General features: G+C 70.3%; 16 protein-coding genes and 1 pseudogene. 6 read left to right on the forward strand and 11 right to left on the reverse strand.

Annotated features, from left to right (window positions below):
- Positions 1–170: 170 nt before the first annotated feature.
- The 4 genes from N5095_RS05180 to N5095_RS05195 all read left to right on the forward strand — a co-directional run bounded on the left by N5095_RS05180 (position 171) and on the right by N5095_RS05195 (position 3516).
- On the forward strand, positions 171–512 hold the full coding sequence (locus tag N5095_RS05180; RefSeq protein WP_267621670.1) for a DUF1801 domain-containing protein: 342 nt from the start codon (positions 171–173) through the stop codon (positions 510–512).
- 52 nt (positions 513–564) lie between these two features.
- Positions 565–1140, forward strand: coding sequence for an orotate phosphoribosyltransferase (pyrE, locus tag N5095_RS05185; protein ID WP_267621671.1), 576 nt, complete (start codon positions 565–567; stop codon positions 1138–1140).
- A 112-nt stretch (positions 1141–1252) separates the two neighbouring features.
- Complete coding sequence (locus N5095_RS05190; protein ID WP_267621672.1) at positions 1253–1966, forward strand: phosphoribosyltransferase family protein; 714 nt, start codon at positions 1253–1255, stop codon at positions 1964–1966.
- 110 nt (positions 1967–2076) lie between these two features.
- Positions 2077–3516, forward strand: coding sequence for an NCS2 family permease (locus tag N5095_RS05195; RefSeq protein WP_267621673.1), 1440 nt, complete (start codon positions 2077–2079; stop codon positions 3514–3516).
- Positions 3517–3562: 46 nt separating this feature from the next.
- On the opposite strand, the gene N5095_RS05200 is transcribed toward N5095_RS05195, so the two are convergent.
- The 3 genes from N5095_RS05200 to N5095_RS05210 form a co-directional block, all read right to left on the reverse strand.
- The gene (locus tag N5095_RS05200) at positions 3563–3874 is read right to left on the reverse strand and encodes a DUF7577 domain-containing protein (RefSeq protein ID WP_267621675.1); all 312 of its coding nucleotides are present in this window, start codon (positions 3872–3874) and stop codon (positions 3563–3565) included.
- Positions 3875–3998: 124 nt separating this feature from the next.
- Positions 3999–4919, reverse strand: a complete 921-nt coding sequence (locus N5095_RS05205; RefSeq protein ID WP_267621676.1) for an acyltransferase — start codon at positions 4917–4919, stop codon at positions 3999–4001.
- Between the two features lie 131 nt (positions 4920–5050).
- The gene (locus N5095_RS05210) at positions 5051–6187 is read right to left on the reverse strand and encodes an SMP-30/gluconolactonase/LRE family protein (RefSeq protein ID WP_267621677.1); all 1137 of its coding nucleotides are present in this window, start codon (positions 6185–6187) and stop codon (positions 5051–5053) included.
- 166 nt (positions 6188–6353) lie between these two features.
- Between N5095_RS05210 and N5095_RS05215 the strand changes: the two genes are divergently transcribed.
- A complete protein-coding gene (locus tag N5095_RS05215) occupies positions 6354–7412 on the forward strand; it encodes an aldo/keto reductase (RefSeq protein WP_267621678.1) in 1059 nt (352 codons plus the stop codon).
- A gap of 171 nt (positions 7413–7583) precedes the next feature.
- Here the strand turns inward: N5095_RS05215 and mnhG are convergent.
- The 7 genes and pseudogenes from mnhG to mbhE form a co-directional block, all read right to left on the reverse strand.
- Positions 7584–7976, reverse strand: a pseudogene (gene mnhG / locus N5095_RS05220) (monovalent cation/H(+) antiporter subunit G); the annotation flags it as partial.
- Positions 7973–8263, reverse strand: coding sequence for a monovalent cation/H+ antiporter complex subunit F (locus tag N5095_RS05225; RefSeq protein ID WP_267621679.1), 291 nt, complete (start codon positions 8261–8263; stop codon positions 7973–7975). The pseudogene mnhG and the gene N5095_RS05225, both read right to left, overlap by 4 nt.
- The gene (locus N5095_RS05230; RefSeq protein ID WP_267621680.1) at positions 8256–8825 is read right to left on the reverse strand and encodes a Na+/H+ antiporter subunit E; all 570 of its coding nucleotides are present in this window, start codon (positions 8823–8825) and stop codon (positions 8256–8258) included. The genes N5095_RS05225 and N5095_RS05230 overlap by 8 nt, the downstream gene beginning before the upstream one ends.
- Complete coding sequence (locus tag N5095_RS05235; protein WP_267621681.1) at positions 8822–10423, reverse strand: complex I subunit 5 family protein; 1602 nt, start codon at positions 10421–10423, stop codon at positions 8822–8824. Before N5095_RS05235 ends, N5095_RS05230 begins: the two co-directional genes overlap by 4 nt.
- Positions 10420–10773: a sodium:proton antiporter gene (locus tag N5095_RS05240; RefSeq protein ID WP_267621682.1), complete on the reverse strand. Its 354-nt coding sequence runs from the start codon at positions 10771–10773 to the stop codon at positions 10420–10422. Before N5095_RS05240 ends, N5095_RS05235 begins: the two co-directional genes overlap by 4 nt.
- A gap of 94 nt (positions 10774–10867) precedes the next feature.
- Complete coding sequence (locus N5095_RS05245; RefSeq protein WP_267621683.1) at positions 10868–11332, reverse strand: MnhB domain-containing protein; 465 nt, start codon at positions 11330–11332, stop codon at positions 10868–10870.
- Positions 11329–13683 (reverse strand): hydrogen gas-evolving membrane-bound hydrogenase subunit E, encoded by a 2355-nt coding sequence (gene mbhE, locus N5095_RS05250; RefSeq protein WP_267621684.1) that lies wholly within the window; start codon positions 13681–13683, stop codon positions 11329–11331. The genes N5095_RS05245 and mbhE overlap by 4 nt, the downstream gene beginning before the upstream one ends.
- Before the next feature lie 150 nt (positions 13684–13833).
- Here mbhE and N5095_RS05255 point away from each other — a divergent pair, with 150 nt between their 5' ends.
- Positions 13834–14118, forward strand: coding sequence for a hypothetical protein (locus N5095_RS05255; protein ID WP_267621685.1), 285 nt, complete (start codon positions 13834–13836; stop codon positions 14116–14118).
- Between the two features lie 43 nt (positions 14119–14161).
- Here N5095_RS05255 and N5095_RS05260 read toward each other — a convergent pair whose 3' ends face one another.
- A complete protein-coding gene (locus N5095_RS05260) occupies positions 14162–16555 on the reverse strand; it encodes a hybrid sensor histidine kinase/response regulator (RefSeq protein WP_267621686.1) in 2394 nt (797 codons plus the stop codon).
- Between the last annotated feature and the right edge of the window lie 72 nt (positions 16556–16627).

Below are 16627 nucleotides of genomic sequence, written 5' to 3' on the forward strand. Positions count from 1 at the left end.
GGCCTTCGGCCTCGCTCGCGGCGCGACCCGGGGACTGCGAACGCCTCCGCACCCGTCACCGCACCGCGAGCGCCCTGCCACCGCCACAGCCTACGACCACCGCCTCCCTGCCGACTGCTGTCACCCGCCACCGTACAAGGATATGCCCGCTGACGGCGTCTCTCCCCTCGATGTCGCACGCGACCTCGTACTTCCAGACCGTGCCGGCGAAACACCGCGAGACCGTCCTGGCGATTCGCGACCTCGTCTTCGACTGCCACCCCGACGCCGTCGAGACGACGAAGTGGAACCACCCCTCCTACGCCGTCGACGGCGAGGACCGCTTCTACATCGCGTACTACACCGACCACGTCGACCTCGGCTTCTACGACGGGGCCTCGCTCGACGGCGCCGACCCCGAGGGGCTCCTGACGGGGACCGGCAAGCACATGCGCCACGTGAAGTTCGCGAGTGCGGACGACGTGCGCGACCCGGCCGTCCGCGACCTCGTCGCGGCGGTCCGAGCCCACTGAAGAACGCGACGCATCCGGGACTGTTTTGCCGAGGGCCGTCAGAGTCGCTCGCATGACGACCGACGACACCGGGGACGTCGAGGCCACCGAGAACGCCGGGGAGTACGCGGAACTCGTCGCGGCGCTTCGCGACGCTGACGCGGTCCAGTTCGGCGAGTTCGAACTCTCACACGGCGGCACCAGCGACTACTACGTCGACAAGTACCTCTTCGAGACCGACCCCCAGTGTCTCCGACTCATCGCGGAGGCGTTCGCCGAGCGCGTCGAGTCGCTGGGGGCGACGAAACTCGCGGGCGTCGCACTCGGCGCCGTCCCCCTCGTGGCCGTCACGAGCGTCGAGACCGACCTTCCCTACGTCATCGCCCGGAAGCAGGCGAAGGAGTACGGCACGGCCAAGCGCATCGAGGGCCGCCTCGACGACGGCGAGGAGGTGCTCGTCCTGGAGGACATCGCGACGACCGGCCAGTCGGCCGTCGACGCCGTCGAAGCCCTGCGCGAGGCCGGCGCCGAGGTGAACCGCGTGCTCGTCGTCGTCGACCGCGAGGAGGGGGCGAGCGACCTGCTCGCCGACCACGACGTGGAACTCGACTCGCTGCTGACGGCGTCTGACCTGCTCGCGGACCGTTGAAGTGGGCACCGACCCGCCCGGCACCCGCGGTACCGACTCCCACGACCGTGCACATTCTTTCGCGACCTCGATACCGGAGTGTTCATACTCGTGCGATAGTGAGTATGCGGGCATGAACCGAGCCGAGAAGGCGGCCCTCCAGTTGCAGGCGGTCGCCGTCCTGCGGATGCTGAAGGAGACGCGGACGTACGACGAACTCGCCGACCTCACCGGCCTGCCGGCGGGCGACCTCAACCGGTACGTGAACGGGCACGTCCTCCCGGGCGTCGAACGCGCCCACGAGGTCGTCGACGGCGTCGGGCGCGACGCGCTCTCCGACGAACTCGAAGCCCGCGTCGCCTTCGACGAGGAGGGGTACGTCGACAACTCCGCGGTCGTCTTCGACCAGTCCTTTCTCGACCTCGTCGCCCCCGTCGCCGCCAACGCCTTCGGCTTCGAACGCCCCGACGTGGTGCTGACGGCGGCCACCGACGGCATCACACTCGGCGCGGCGATGGCCTCCTACTTCGACGCACGCCTCGCCTACGCGAAGAAGTCCAAGGAGACCGCCGTCGAGGAGTTCATCGAGTCCCGCCAGCGCCTCGCCTCCGGCATCGAACTCACCTACTACCTCCCCGCCAGCGCGCTCTCCTCCGGTCAGCGCGTGCTCGTCGTCGACGACCTCATCCGGTCGGGCGAGACTCAGGAACTGCTGCTCGACATCGCCCTCCAGGCCGACGCGTCGGTGACGGGCGTGTTCGCACTCATCGCCGTCGGCGACGAGGGTATCGACCGCGCCGAGACGCTCGTGGACGCCCCGGTCGGTGCGCTGTCGACGTTCGAGTAGACGAGTCCCCGCCGCCCGATTCGCTAAGGTTGTACGTGTTCGTGCATACTCTATCGGCCCCGTTTCCGAACGCTTATGAGGAGTAGCACGAATATGCTCACTCACGCGTAATGGGCACCGATACGAGCACGGAGACCAGCGGGCAGTCGGGGGGACGCCTCGCCGACTACTTCGACCTCGAAGCGCACGATACGACCGTCACGACCGAGGTGCTGGCGGGGCTGACGACGTTCCTGACGATGTCCTACATCGTCATCGTCAACCCGTCCATCATGGCCGGTATCCCCGGCGAGAAGCCGGGCATCGTCGTCTCCGGCTTCAGCCACGGCCAGGTGGTGTCGATGCTCGCGGTCGTCACCATCCTCGCGGCCGCGGTCGCCACCCTCGTCATGGCGTTCTACGCCAACCGGCCGTTCGCGCAGGCGCCCGGCCTCGGCCTGAACGCCTTCTTCGCGTTCACCGTCGTCGGCGCGCTCGGCATCCCGTGGCAGACCGCCCTCGCCGCCGTCGTCGTCGAGGGGATACTCTTCGTCGCCCTCACCGCCGTCGGCGCCCGCGAGTACGTCATCCGGCTGTTTCCCGAACCGGTGAAGTTCGCCGTCGGCACCGGTATCGGCCTCTTTCTCACCATCATCGGTTTGCAGGAGATGAACCTCGTCGTCGACGACCCGGCGACGCTCGTCACCCTCGGACCGGTCGCCTCCGACCCCGTGGCCGCGCTCTCGGTGGTCGGCCTCTTCCTCACCTTCGCGCTGTACGCCCGCGGTATCCGCGGGTCCATCGTGCTCGGCATCGCGGCTACGACGGTCGTCGGCTACGGTCTGACGGCGCTCGGCGTCGTCTCCGCTGACGCCGGACTCACCGGCGCCGCGACCGCCGCCGCGACCTACGACATCACCCCGCTCGCGGGGGCGTTCCTCTCGGGCCTCTCGGACGTCGACGGGCTCGCCTTCGCGCTCGTCGTGTTCACGTTCTTCTTCGTCGACTTCTTCGACACCGCCGGCACGCTCGTCGGCGTCGGCCAGGCCGGCGACTTCCTCGACGAGGACGGCGACCTCCCGGACATCGACAGGCCGCTGATGGCGGACGCCGTCGGTACCACGGTCGGGGGGATGCTCGGCACCTCGACGGTGACGACGTACATCGAGTCCGCCGCCGGCGTCGAGGAGGGCGGACGCACCGGACTCACCGCCCTCACCGTCGGCGTGCTCTTCCTGCTCTCGCTCGCGCTCGTCCCGCTCGCGACCGCGGTCCCGCTGTACGCCTCACACATCGCGCTCGTCGTCATCGGCGTCGTGATGCTCGGCAACGTCGTCGACATCGCGTGGGACGACATCACCTACGCCGTCCCGGCCGGCATGACCATCCTCGTGATGCCCTTCACGTTCTCCATCGCGTACGGCATCGCCGCCGGCATCGTCTCCTACCCCATCGTCAAGGTGTTCGCCGGTCGCGCCGACGAGCTCCGCCTCGGCCACCTCGCACTCGCCGGCGCGTTCGTCGTCTACTTTTTCGTCCGGACGAGCGGTCTGCTCGCCGCGTCGGTCTGAGACCTCGGTCTCACCGCTTCCCCGTCTCGTTCCTTCGAGTGCCGTCTCAGGCTAGCCGCCCGGCGCAGTTCCAGCAGAACGTGAACCCCGGCTCCGGTTCGTTCTCCACGCCGCAGTGCGGGCAGTGCCGGGGACCGGCCGCCGACGGTCGCTCGACGACGCCCGCCAACCCCGCGGTCGACGTGTCGACCGGGTCGTGGCCCTCCCGGAAGCGAGGGTCCTCGTCGCCGGCCGAACTGCGGGCGGACGGCTCGCGGTCGACGAGGGGCTCCCTCCCGGCGCCCAGGTAGCGGTAGACGGCCACCTGTAGGAGCACCAACCCGAGGACGACCCCGAAGACGACGGTCCAGACCTCCATACCGTGCGATACGTTGGCACCTCACTTCGGTGTGTTGCTTGTGTGGCTAACAGGTCAGTCAGGGAGGAAACGACGTCCCGTCCGGCCCGGTCCGGTCGGGACGCGTGTCGGGTGCTGGCCGGTCCTACCGTTCGCGGTGGGGGGTGGTCGGGCCGTCCATCCGGCGACCGAACTCGTCGAAGCGGTCGAGGTCGTCGGGTAGTTCGTAGGGAATCTCGCGCTCGTCCGCGCGGTTGGTCAGCTTCCCGTCCCCGACCGGTTCGGCGTCGTCCTCGTGGCCCGGCTTCACCTTCACGCTCCGTGCGGGGGAGCCGACGACGACGTGGTGGGCTGGTACGTCCCCTTGGACCACCGAGCGGGCGCCGACGACGCTATTCTCGCCGACGACACAGCCGGCGCGGACCATGGCGTCGAAGGTGACGCGGGCGTCGTCCTCGATGCGGGTGTGGTAGTTCAGCACCTCGGTCTGGTCGACGAGGTCGTGGTCGTGACTGTAGACGTGGGCACCGTCCGAGAGGGAGACGCGGTTCCCGACCGTCAGCTTCCCGCGGTCGTCGAGGTGTACGTCGTCGTGGATGACCGTGTTGTCGCCGACGGAGATGTTGTGCCCGTACGAGAAGGTGACGCCCTTGAAGATGCGGAGGTCGTCGCCGGCCTCCTCGAACAGGTGGTTCGCCAGCATCTGCCGGAAGCGCAGCGCGAAGGAGATGTTGTCGGCCATCGGCGTCGCGTCGAACTGTCGCCACAGCCACTGGAGATGCTTCGAGCGCTTGAAGCGCTCCTCGTCCTTCTCGGCGTAGTACTCGGATTCGAGGGTCGCGTTGCAGGGGTCGTACCCCTGCAGGCGGACGCGGGCGGCGGGGGAGACGGGGTCGCCGGCCTGCCAGCGCTCGTAGGCGTCGCGGTCGCCGAAGAGGTCGACGAGCGTGTCCTGTACGACCGCGCAGGTGTCCTCCTCGGACGAGAGTCGCTCGTCCACCTCGTCGAGGAAGGCTTGGAGCCCGGCCTCGGCGTCCGGCGGCAAGGAGACGTGACGCTTTGTCATGTCACCTCCGTTTGCGCGGCGCAGTCAAATGGATTCGGATGTGCGAACCCGACACCGAAGCCCGCTACCGGAGAGACTCGCCGAATCCGAGCGCCCGCCGGCGACACGGTCCCGGAGCTCCCGACCGCCGGTCACTCGTCGCTGTATGCGTCGGCGCCGTCGTCTCCGTCGTCACTGTCGTCGCCGCCCCCGCTCGGGCCGCCCGCTTCGGACTCGTCCCCGCCGTAGTCGTCGTCCTTCCCGACGCCGGGTACCCGGAGGATTCCCGCCGCCTCGGGGGTCTGGTTCGCGAAGTTGCAGACGAACAGGTCACAGCGCTGGCCGGGTTTCGTCCCGAACACGGCTTCGGAGGGGAACACGAGGGGGTCACCCTCGACGACCGTCTCCAGTTCCCGGTCCGCCGTCACCCGGGTCACCTTGTTCTGTGAGTTCACGGCGACGTAGAGCTCCTCGCCGCGGGCGGTCAGCCCGTCGGCGCCGAACAGTTCCTCGTCCTCGACGTAGACGGAGGGGTCGCCGGCGTGGCCGTCCTTCCGGCAGACCGGCACGCGAACGATGCGCCCGGTCCCGCCGGCGTCCTGCTCGCCGACTCGCGTGACGGCGACGAACAGGTCGCCGCCGGGGCCGATGGCCGGACCGTTCGCGCCGAACGTCGCGGTGTCGAGCAACGGGCTCTGGACGAAGACGGACGCGCCGCCGTCACCGTCGGCCTCGTCGTCGCCGTCGTCCAACGGCACCTCGTAGACGGTCCCGGCGAACGACTCGGTGACGAGCAGGCGGTCGTGGTCGGCGTCGACGACGACGTCGTTGACGAATCCGGACCCCTGCTCGACCAGTCGCGCCAACTCGGTCACGTCGCCGTCGGGCGTGACCGCGAAGACGAGACCGGAGCTCCCCCCGGCGACGTAGACGGGACCGCCGTCCTCGCCCTCGTCGCCGTTCGGACCGACTTCGACGCCGGCGGCGCCCGGGAGTTCGTCGGTGACGAGGTCGGCGTCGTCGAGGGTGAGACCGGTCTCGTCGGTCAGGTCGGCGGGGAGTCGGCGGAGTTGGCCCGCCGTGATGCCGAAGTAGAGGTTCCCTTCGGCGTCGAATCCGATGTTCTCGGGGACGAGTTCGTCGGGGACCGAGAGCAGCTCCTCGACCGTCGGGGAGTCGTCCCCGTCGTGACCGTCGGCCGCGACGCGCCCGCCGACGGCGGAGAGCGCGGCGGCCGCGCCGAGGCTCTTCAGTACGGTGCGACGGCTACTGCTGGGGGTGGGTGCCATCGAACGTGCTAGGGACTCACCTGTCATAATCGGGCGGGAGCCGGCAAAGTGTCAGTCGCGTCACCGACGCCACCGCGAGCGGGGGTCACGGGGCGGCGACGCGAGACGTCGCGCCGTCGGCCGACGAACCGCACCCGCTAAGTGCGCCCCTTCCATAGCCTCGTCCATGCAGTACCGGACGCTCGGCGACTCCGGCGTGGAGGTCTCGGAAGTGGGCTTCGGCGCGTGGGTCGTCGGCACCGACTGGTGGGGCGACCGTACCGAGGAGCAGGCCGTGAACATGGTCCAGCACGCCCTCGACCGGGGAATCACCTTCTTCGACACCGGCGACGTGTACGGCCACGGAAACAGCGAGGAGCTTCTGGGTCGCGCGCTCGCCGAACACCGCGACGAGGTCACCCTCGCCACCAAGGTCGGCTACGACTTCTACAATCACCCGCAGGCCGGTCACGGGGAACTTCCAAAACGGTTGGACCCCGACTGGGTCCGCACCTGCGTCGAGCGGTCCCTGGAGCGACTCGGCACCGACCACGTCGAACTCCTCCAGCTTCACAACGCGAACGCCGACGAGGTGACACCCGAACTCGTTTCCACCCTCCACGACCTGCGCGAGGAGGGGCTCGTCGACGCGCTGGGGTGGGCGATGGGCCCCTCCATCGGCTGGATAGCGGAGCACGAGGCCGCCGTCGACCACGACTTCGACGCGATTCAGACCGTGTTCAACGTCTTCGAGCAGACCCCCGGCCGGCACGTCCTCGACTACATCGACGAGCAGGACGCGGACACCTCCGTCGTCGCCCGCGTCCCCCACTCCTCGGGCCTGCTGAACGAGCAGGTCACTCCCGACACCGAACTGGAGGCCGGCGACCACCGCGGGTTCCGCCCCGACGCGTGGTACGAGACGGGCTGGGAGAAGGTCGAAGCCCTCCGATTCCTCGAACGTGACGGTGCACGAACGATGGGCCAGGCCTCGATTCAGTGGCTCCTCTCGCACGACGCCGTCGCCTCCGTGACGCCGACGTTCCGCACCGAGGAGGACATCGACGAGTGGGCCGCCGCGCCCGACACCCCCCGTCTCAGCGACGAGGAGGTCGAGCGCGTCGAGGAGCTGTACCGCACGAACTTCGGCATCGACCGCGACGACGGGATGGACTCGCTTCGGTCGTCGGTCGACGGCGACGACCTCCGCGCCGCCGGTATCGACAAGCAGGTCGCCGACGACTGACCCTCGCCACCGGCCGCCGTCGACGACCGGGCCGGACTTCACGCCCCGTTCGTCCGGCGCTTACGCTCCGGCGGACCCCTCGCCGGCGCGTCCGCTGTTTCCGTCTTCGTCTCCACCGTCGCCCGCGCTGCCGTCTCCGTCCCCGCTACCGCCTCCGCTTTCGCTCCCACCGTCGTCTTCCTCCGCTTCGTCCGTCCGACCGCTCTCCTCCGGACTCTCGTCCTCGTCGGACCCGGGGAGGGCGGGCCAGGTGACGCTCCCCTGGAAGGGGACGCCCATCTGCTCGGCGGACCGAGCTATCATGTGCGCGCCGGTCGGCACCGTCAGGAACAGGAAGACGATGCCCAGCAGCGACGTGAGGCCGGCGCCGCCGGGGCCGAAGTAGACGAACCCGGCGAAGAACACCGCGGCGGTGCCCAGCGTGGTCGGCTTGCTGGTCGCGTGCATCCGGTTGTACACGTTCGGGAACCGAAGTAGGCCGACCGTCCCGACGACCAGGAAGAAACAGCCGACGGCGACGAGGGCGACCACGAGGACGGCCCGTAGCTCTCCGACCGCGGTCATTCGATGACGTCCCCCTCCGTGACGAACTTCGCCACGGCGACGGTGGTGATGAAGCCGATGATGGCGAGCACGAGCGCGCCGGTGACGAACAGCCCCCGGCCGGTCTGGAGCGCGAACAGCACCGCGATGGCGACCACGTTCGTCGCGACGGCGTCGAGGCCGACCACGCGGTCGGGCACCGTCGGGCCACGAACCACGCGATACGCACAGAGCACGCAGAGCCCCGCGACGAGCAGGATGGCCGCACGGACTGCCACCGTCAGGTAGGCGGGGTCGGCCTCAGTCACGGCGCTCACCTCCGCTGACGACGAACTCGCCCGCCGGGTCCGCCGGGTCGTGCTCCTCGTCGAATATCCGGAGGGCGTAGTCCTCCCAGGTGCGGATGGGCTCGACGACGTCCGCCGGGTCGCGACCGTCTATCAGGTGGACGTAGATGGCGTTGACGTCCTCGTCGTGGTCCAGGGTGATAGTCCCCGGCGTGATGGTGATGCTGTTCGCGATGGTCGTGATGCCGAGGGGCGTCTGCACGCGCAGCGGGATGAGGATGACCTCCGGTTCGATGGGCGGGCCGGGGGCCACGGCGCGGTAGGCGACGTCGACGTTGGCGACGACCACCTCGCGGCTGAACACGGCGAGATACCTGAGCACGTCCGGCACCGCGCGGGCGGCGCGCCCGATATCGACCCGGTCGGCGGCGAGTCGCCGGAACGCGAACGCGAGCGGGAGCCCAACGGCGAGGCCGATGAGGAACTCCTCGACGACCCTGGTGGCGGTCGGGTCGACCCCGCGGACGAACAGCCAGACGACCGCCAGCGCGACGCCGACGACCGGCCACGTTCGGACCTTCACGCCGACTCACCTCCCGTCTCCACGTCCGCCGGGTCGACGGCGTCGACGTAGGCCCCGCGGTCCGTCGCGGCCCGCGCCGCCGCCTCGGCGAACTCGTAGACGGGGTCGAAGCCGACGCCGACGGCGACGATGGTCAGCGCGAGTCCGACCAGCACCGCCGCCTGCACCGGGTCGACGTCCGCGGCGCCGACGGCCGCGGACTGCTGGCCCCAGAACGCGCGGTTCCACGCCCGGGTCGTGTAGGCGATGGTGAGCCCCGTCCCGAGCAGCAGCACCGCGACGGCGACGGCGGCTTCCGCCCTGACGGCCACGTCGAAGGCGAGGAACTTCCCGAAGAATCCCGACAGCGGCGGGATGCCGACCAGCGCCAGCGCGCCGACGAGGAAGACGCTCCCCAGCAGCGGCGACCGGGAGGCGAGCCCTCCGAGGTCCTCGAGGCGGCTGGTGCCGACGGCGCTGCGGGTCGCCGCCGCGGTGAGAAACAGCGTCCCCTTCGCCAGCGCGTGGTTGAGCGCGTACACCAGCCCGGCGAGGACGCCCAGCCGACGCAGCGCGGGCGAGGACGCCGCCGCCCCGATGGCGACGGGAATGGCGATAAAACCGATCTGGCCGATGCTCGAGTAGGCGAGCACTCCCTCGAAGCTGTCGGCGTCGACGGCACCGAACCCGCCGACGACGACGCTGGCGACCGCCATCAGGAACAGCGCGGGGGCGAAGAACGCAAGCGGCGACCCGCCGTCGACCCCCGGGAGCGGGAGCGAGACGGGGAGCTCCGCCGCGGCGAACACCGTGAAGTAGAGCCGGACGAGGGCGTAGATGCCGACCTTCTTCGTCGCGCCCGCGAGCATCGCGGTCACCGGGAGCGGCGCCGCCCGGTACGCGGAGGGGACCCAGAACTGGAACGGGACCAGCCCGGCCTTCAGCGCGAACACGGAGAGCAGCAGCGCCGACAGCCCGACGACCGGCTCGACCGAGATGCCGTACGCCGCCGGCTCCGCGAGGCGACGCGACATATCCGCCATGTTGAGCGTCCCGGTCGTGGCGTACAGCCCCCCGACGGCGAGCAGCATCAGCGCGCTCCCGACGAGGTTGAGCGCGACGTACCGGAGCGCCGCCCGGGTGTGCTGGGGGCCGCCGTAGAAGACGACGAACACGTAACTCGCCATCAGCATCACCTCGAACCAGACGAAGAGGTTGAACACGTCGCCCGTGAGGAACGCCCCGCTGACGCCGACCAGGAGGAAGTGAAACAGCGGGTGGTAGAAGCGCTTCTCCTCGGGGGCCTCGACGTACCGGGTGGAGAAGACGAGCGAGGCGACCCCGACGGTCGCGACCATCACGAGCATGAACGCCGCCAGCGCGTCGGCGACGAGCGTGATGCCGAACGGCGCCGGCCAGCCGCCGACCTGGTAGGTCGTCGCGCCGACCGGGTCGGGTGCGAGGGCGACGCGCCACGCGAGCACCCCCACCGCGGCGGCGTACGCGACCGTCCCCGCGAGGCTCGCCGCCGTCTGGAGGCGGGTGCGCCTGTGGAGCAGCAGCGCGGTCACCGCGGTGAACAGCGCCGTCAGTATCGGGGCGACGACGAACGTGCTCACGCGTCCCCCTCCAGTTTCGAGAGGTCGAGGCTCCCGTTCTCCTCGTACACCCGCAGGCTCAACACGAGCGCGAACGCCGTCATCCCGAAGCTGATGACGATGGCGGTCAGCACGAGCGCCTGCACCACCGGGTCCGCCGTCTGCGGCGGCTCCCCGCCGTGGTGGGCGAGCACGGGGACCGTCTCACCCATACCGAGGACGATACCCCCCATCGTCAGCAGGTACACGTTCGCCGCCTGGCTGAGGACCGTCACGCCCCAGACGACCCGCACGAGGTCGCGGCGCAGGAGCAGGAAGGTGCCGACCGCGAACATGCCGCCGACGACCGCCGCGAGGCCGAACGCGGTCACGCGCCCACCCTCCGTTCGCTGCGCCGGGCCGATGCGGACGGCCGGGTCGCTCCCTCCGTCGCCAATCCCGCTCGGGTGCGGATGCCGGTCGCTCTCATTCGGCCCCCACCACCGAGAGGACGGTGAGGATGGCCCCGACGACGACACAGAAGACGCCCAGGTCGAACGCGAGCGCGCTCGCCACCTCGAGTTCGTGGTAGACGGGCAGCCCCTCCAGGATGACGTACGTCTGTGAGAGGTACGGCAGGCCGAAGGCGAGCGGGGCCAGCCCCGCGACCGCCGCGAGCGCGATGCCGACCGTGAACAGCCGGAGGTACGCGCCGACCGTCCGGTCGCCGAAGGCGCTGTCCCGGGAGGCCAGTTCGCGCCCCAGCACGCGCTCCTCGAGGAAGTAGAGGTCGTAGGCCACGTAGACGAGCGCGAACGCCGTAGTCGCGAGCACGCCGCCGATGAACCCGCCGCCGGGCTGTTTGTGGCCCTGGAGGAACAGCGAGGCCGCGACGAGGAGGATGAGCGTGACGACCGTCCGCGCGGTCGTCCGCATGATGACCGTCGTCACGGCGACTCCCCCCGGCGACGCATGGTCAGCAGGGTCAACACGGAGAGGGCGGCCATCACGATGACCGCGACCTCCCCCAGCGTGTCGAACGCCCGAAAGTCGACGAGGATGACGTTCACCACGTTGGTGCCGCCGCCCTCCGGGACGGCCTTCTCGACGAAGTAGCGCGCCAGCGCCGTCTCGCCGTCCGGCCCCCGCGTCGAGACGAGGACGGTGAGGAACACGGCGGCGCCGACCCCGAGCGAGAGGACGGCGTCGCGCAGGGCGAGCCGTCGGTCGAGTTCGCCGTAGTACTCCGGGAGCTTCTCCAGGACGAGCAGAAAGACGAGCAGCGACAGGGTCTCGACGACCAGCTGCGTGAGCGCGAGGTCGGGGGCGCTCGCGAGCGTGTAGAACACGGCCACCATGAACCCCAGCAACGACAGGGCGAGGACGCCGACGACGTGCGAGGGCGCCCGGGTCATGGCGACGGCGCCGACGAGTGCGACCGCGAGGACGACGAGCGTCGCCGGCGGCGCGTCCACCCCCACCTCGGTCGGGAGGGCGACGCCCGCGGCGACGTACCCGGCGACGACGAGCGCGGCGGCGGCGCCGAGCGCCCACGCGGCGTACGTCCGGAGGAGCCCGGTCTGGATTCGGGGGAGGAGTTCGGCGCCGACGCGGTCGATTCCGCCGAGCGTCCGGTCGTACCACCAGTTCGGCCGGAGGGCCGGGGCCGACGCCCGCGCCCGCCGAATCGCGCGGTGGACGCGCCCGTACACGGGATACGTGGAGGCGCCGACGCCGAGCGAGACGACGCTCATCGCCACGGGCGGCGAGAGTTCGGTCGGGAGATGCGGGTCGAACTCGGGGGCGCCGACCGCCGTCGCGTCGATGGCCGCCCCGACGGCGACGTCGACGGCGAGGCCGGGGGCGAGGCCGACGACGAAGGCGACGGCCGCCAGCAGCGCCGGGGGAGCGAGCATCGTCGCGGGCGGTCGGTGGACCTCGCCGAGTGCCTCCGGGCGGTCGCCGAAGAACAGCGCGAGAAAGCGCGCGGAGTAGAGGACGGTGAAGATACTCGCGACCACGGCGGCCGTCGGGTAGAGCCACCAGAGCCCGCCCGCGGCGCTGGCGGCCTCGTAGGCGGCCTTGAACAGGTACTCCTTCGAGTAGAACCCGTTGAACGGCGGGACGCCGGCCATCGACAGGGCGGCGACGCCGGCGACGACCGCGGTGAAGGGCAGGTCCCGACGGAGTCCGCCGAGTTCGTCGAGCCGGCGCGTCCCCGCCTCGTGGGCGACGATGCCGGCGACGAGAAACAGCGCCGCCTTGAACAGGGCGTGGTTGAACAGGTGGAAGGCGCCCGTCTCGGCGCCGGCGGCCGACGCGAAGCCGAACCCGGCGACCATCAGTCCGAGGTGACTCGCCGTCGAGTACGCCAACAGCTCCTTGATGTCGGTCGAGGCCACCGCGAGGACGGCCCCGACGACCATCGTCGCCAGCCCGAGCGTGACGAGCAGGAGCGTCCACTCGACGCCGAGAAACAGCGGCCGGAGCCGGCCGAGCAGGTAGACGCCCACCTTCACCATCGTCGCGGAGTGGAGAAACGCGGAGACGGGCGTCGGCGCCGCCATGGCGTTCGGCAGCCAGAAGTGAAGCGGCACCTGGGCGGACTTCGAGGCGGCGCCGACGGCGACGAAGGCGAGCGCCGGGAGGAACAGCCCCGTCTCGCGCAGCGCCGCGCGCATGGCGTCGGCGTTCGCGAGCATCGCGGTCAGGTCGAACGTCTCGGTCCCGAACGCCCGGCCGGACGCGACCACCAGGAGGAGAAATCCGACGAGCAGGAACAGCCCGCCGACCACGGTGACGACCATCGCCATCCGGGCGGCGTACCGCGACTCCGCGTCGCCGTCGTGGTGGCCGATGAGGAGGAAGGAGGCGACGCTCGTCAGCTCCCAGAAGAGAAACAGCGCGACGAGGTCGGCCGCGAGCGCGACACCGAGTATCGCCCCCATGAACGCCAGCAGCGACCCGTAGTACCGTCGGAGGCCCCGTTCGCCGTGCATGTACGTCGCCGAGTACAGAAAGACGAGAACGCCGATTCCGCTCGCCAGGAGGGCGAAGAGGAGCCCCCAGCCGTCGACGTGAAACCGAAGCGCGACGTCGAGTGACGGAATCCAGGGGACGGCGACGGTCCCCTCCCGGCCGAGTTCGCCCGCGAGCAGGGAGAAGGAGACGAGGGCGACCCCGGCGCCGGCGTACCCGGTCCGTTCGCCCAGGACGCGCCAGAGGAGGGGGACCAGCGCCGCCGCGAGAAACGGGAGCGCAACGGCTACGAGCACCGGAATCGCTCCCGAAGTAAGCGACATAGACTGCATACCGATGGCCCGGCCTTATTCGTTGTGACCGACCGTGACGAGTCGTTCGAGCCGTGACCGCCGGGAGCCGGCGCCGCGCACCGAATCGCCGGCGTTCTCGAACCGCCTACTTCTATCACCCCCCGGCACGTCCCCCCGCCCATGCAACGACGCGTCCTCAAACAGTTCGCACAATTGACGGTACTGCTTCACGCCTGCATGGCCGTCTTCGTCCTGGTCGACGCCGTCCGTACCGGCCGGGACAAGCGCTGGGCTCTCGGCACGCTCGTTCTCGGGCTGCCGGCCGTCCTCCCCTACCTCGGCGTCGACGCCGTCCGGAGCCGACTGCCCGGCGCCGACCTCGACCCGGACGACCTCGCGTTCGACGAGAGCGACGAGGTCGACATCGACGTGGCCGACGACGACTTCGACACCGACGCGGCCTGATTCCCTCGCCTCCCGTTCTCGCTTTCTTTTCCACACCTGGGGCTCAGACGACGACTTCGAAGCGCGCCCCGCCGGACTCGCTTCCGACGAGCCGAACGTCCCAGCCGTGGGCGTCGGCGACGGTCCGGACGACCGCCAGCCCGAACCCGTTGCCGCCACGCTCCTGCGTCGTGGTGTGGCCGTAGTCGAACACCGCCTCGCGCTCCTCGGCCGGGACGCCGGGACCGTCGTCGGCGACGGCGAACCCGGTCTCGGCGCTCCCGCTCTCGTCCGCTCCCCGGCTCTCGCCGCCGAGCGGCCCCACCCGGACCGCGACCGACTCCCCGCCGTGCTCCACGGCGTTCGACAGCAGGTTCTCGAGGAGGAGTCGGAGGCGTTCGGGGTCGGCGTCCACCGTCGGGGTCGCCTCCGCGACGGTGAGTGTCGGCTCGTCCGGGTCGCCCTCTCCGCATCGGCCGGCGGTGTCGCCGATTCGACGCCACGCCTCGCGGCTGACCTCGCCGACGTCGACCGTCTCGACCGCCTCGACGGGAGCACCCTCTCTCGCGAGCGCCAGTAGCTCGTCGACCCTGGTCGCCAGCCGGTCGTGTGCCCGCGAGACCGCCGCGAGCTCCTCCGTGTCCGCCGACTCGCGGGCGAGTTCGGTGTAGCCGCGGGCGACTTCCAGGGGGTTGCGCAGGTCGTGGGAGACGACGCCCGCGAACTCCTCCAGTCGCTCGTTCTGTCGGCGGAGCTCGGTCTCGCGCTCCCTGACGGCCGCCTCCCGCGACGCCCGGGTGAGCGCGGCCTCGACGTTGGCGGCGAACACCTTCGCCAGCGACACCTCCGCCTCCTCGAACGACCCGGGCTCGGTCCCGCCGGCGATGAACACTCCCTGGTCGCCGAGGGGGACGACGAGCTCCCGTCTGATGACGGTCTCCGTGTTCGCGACCTGGGACGCCTCCCGGACGTCCCCGTACGCTCGCACCTCACCCCTCCGGAACGCCTCGCCGGCGACGCTGTCGTCGACCGAGAGCGTCGGTGCCGACTCGAGCAGTGTCATCGAGCGCTCGCTGACTGCCGCCGGGGGGAGCCGTTCCCCCGACTCGTCGACCAGGTGGACGCCGTTCATCTCGTAGCCGAGAACGTCGCGTGCGGTGTCGACGGCGGCCTCCGCGACGTCCTCCCGGGTCGGTGCGGTCATCAGCCGTCGTGTCGCGGCGTGGAGCTCGTTCAGGCGCTCCTCGTGTGCCGTCCGGTCGAGGGCGGCTTCGACGTTCGCCGCCAGCAGGTCGACCAGTTCGACGGTCGCTTCGTCGGGCTCGGCGCTCCGTTCCCCGAACGCGAGGAGGACGCCGTGGTCACCGAGCGGGGCGACGACGCCGCCTCTGCGCCGGTCATTCGGCCCGTCGTCCCCGACGGTTCGTCGCTCTTGGCTCCGGAACACGTTCCAGACGAGTCGGTGTCGCCGGTCCCCGCAGTCCTCGCGGTACGTCTCCGGGTCGCCGTCGAACTCCGCCGAGACGGTCTCGCTCGTCGCGACCGGGGCGAGCGCCCCCGCTCCGTGGTCGAGGTGGACGCCCGCCGCCTCGAAGTGGAGGATGTCCTCGACGGCCGACACGGCGACCGAGGCCACCGACTCCCGACTTCCTGCCCGCATCAGTTCGCGACTCGCGCGGTTGAGGGCGCCGATGGCGCGACTCCGTCGTTCGCGGTCGCTCACCTCGACGAGGGCACCCATCACCGCCGGCTCGCCCCCGTAGTCGACGACGCCCCCGTGGACTTCCACGTCGACTTCCCGCCCGTCGTAACGCGTAATCGTGAAGGTGTACTGGATGTCGTCGACTTCCCCTTCGACGCGGCGACGGACCTGCTCGCGCACCAGGGAGAGGTCTTCGTCGTCGATGAAGCGGGCGAACTCCATCCCGACGAGCGCCTCCTGGTCGTGTCCGAGAATCTCGGCGAGTCCCGGGTTCGCGTACTCGATGCGGCCGTCCTGCACGATGTAGATGCCGAACAGTTCCTGTTCGACGAGCCGTCGGTAGCGTGTCTCGGTCCGTTCGAGTTCGGTCTCGGCTCGATGGCGTTCGACCGCGTTTCGCACGCGGTTCGCCAACATCTCGTAGCGCTCGCCGCCGCTTCCCTTCCGGAGGTAGTCCGTCACGCCGGCGCTGATGGCGCGACTCGCGATTTCCTCGCTTCCCTTCGCAGTGAACAGGACGAACGGGAGGTCGGGGTCGCGCTCGCGGACCGCCGCGAGAAAGTCGAGCCCGTTCGTCTCCGGCATGTCGTAGTCGCTGACGACGCAGTCCACGCCGTCGAGGCGGTCGAACCCGTCGGCGGCCGTCGTCTCGACGACAGCCTCGACGTCGTCACCGTGGCGCTCGAGGCACAGCCCCGTCAGCTCCGCCAACTGGGGGTCGTCGTCCACGACGAGGACGCGGATGGTCGGCTCCATTCGGTTAGCGAACGCTACCAATACGGATAGAAAAGCATTGCGTCCGACCTTTTTCTGCGTCGGGTCGCGCTG

This window comes from Halobium salinum, assembly GCF_026586625.1.
Classification (GTDB): domain Archaea; phylum Halobacteriota; class Halobacteria; order Halobacteriales; family Haloferacaceae; genus Halobium; species Halobium salinum.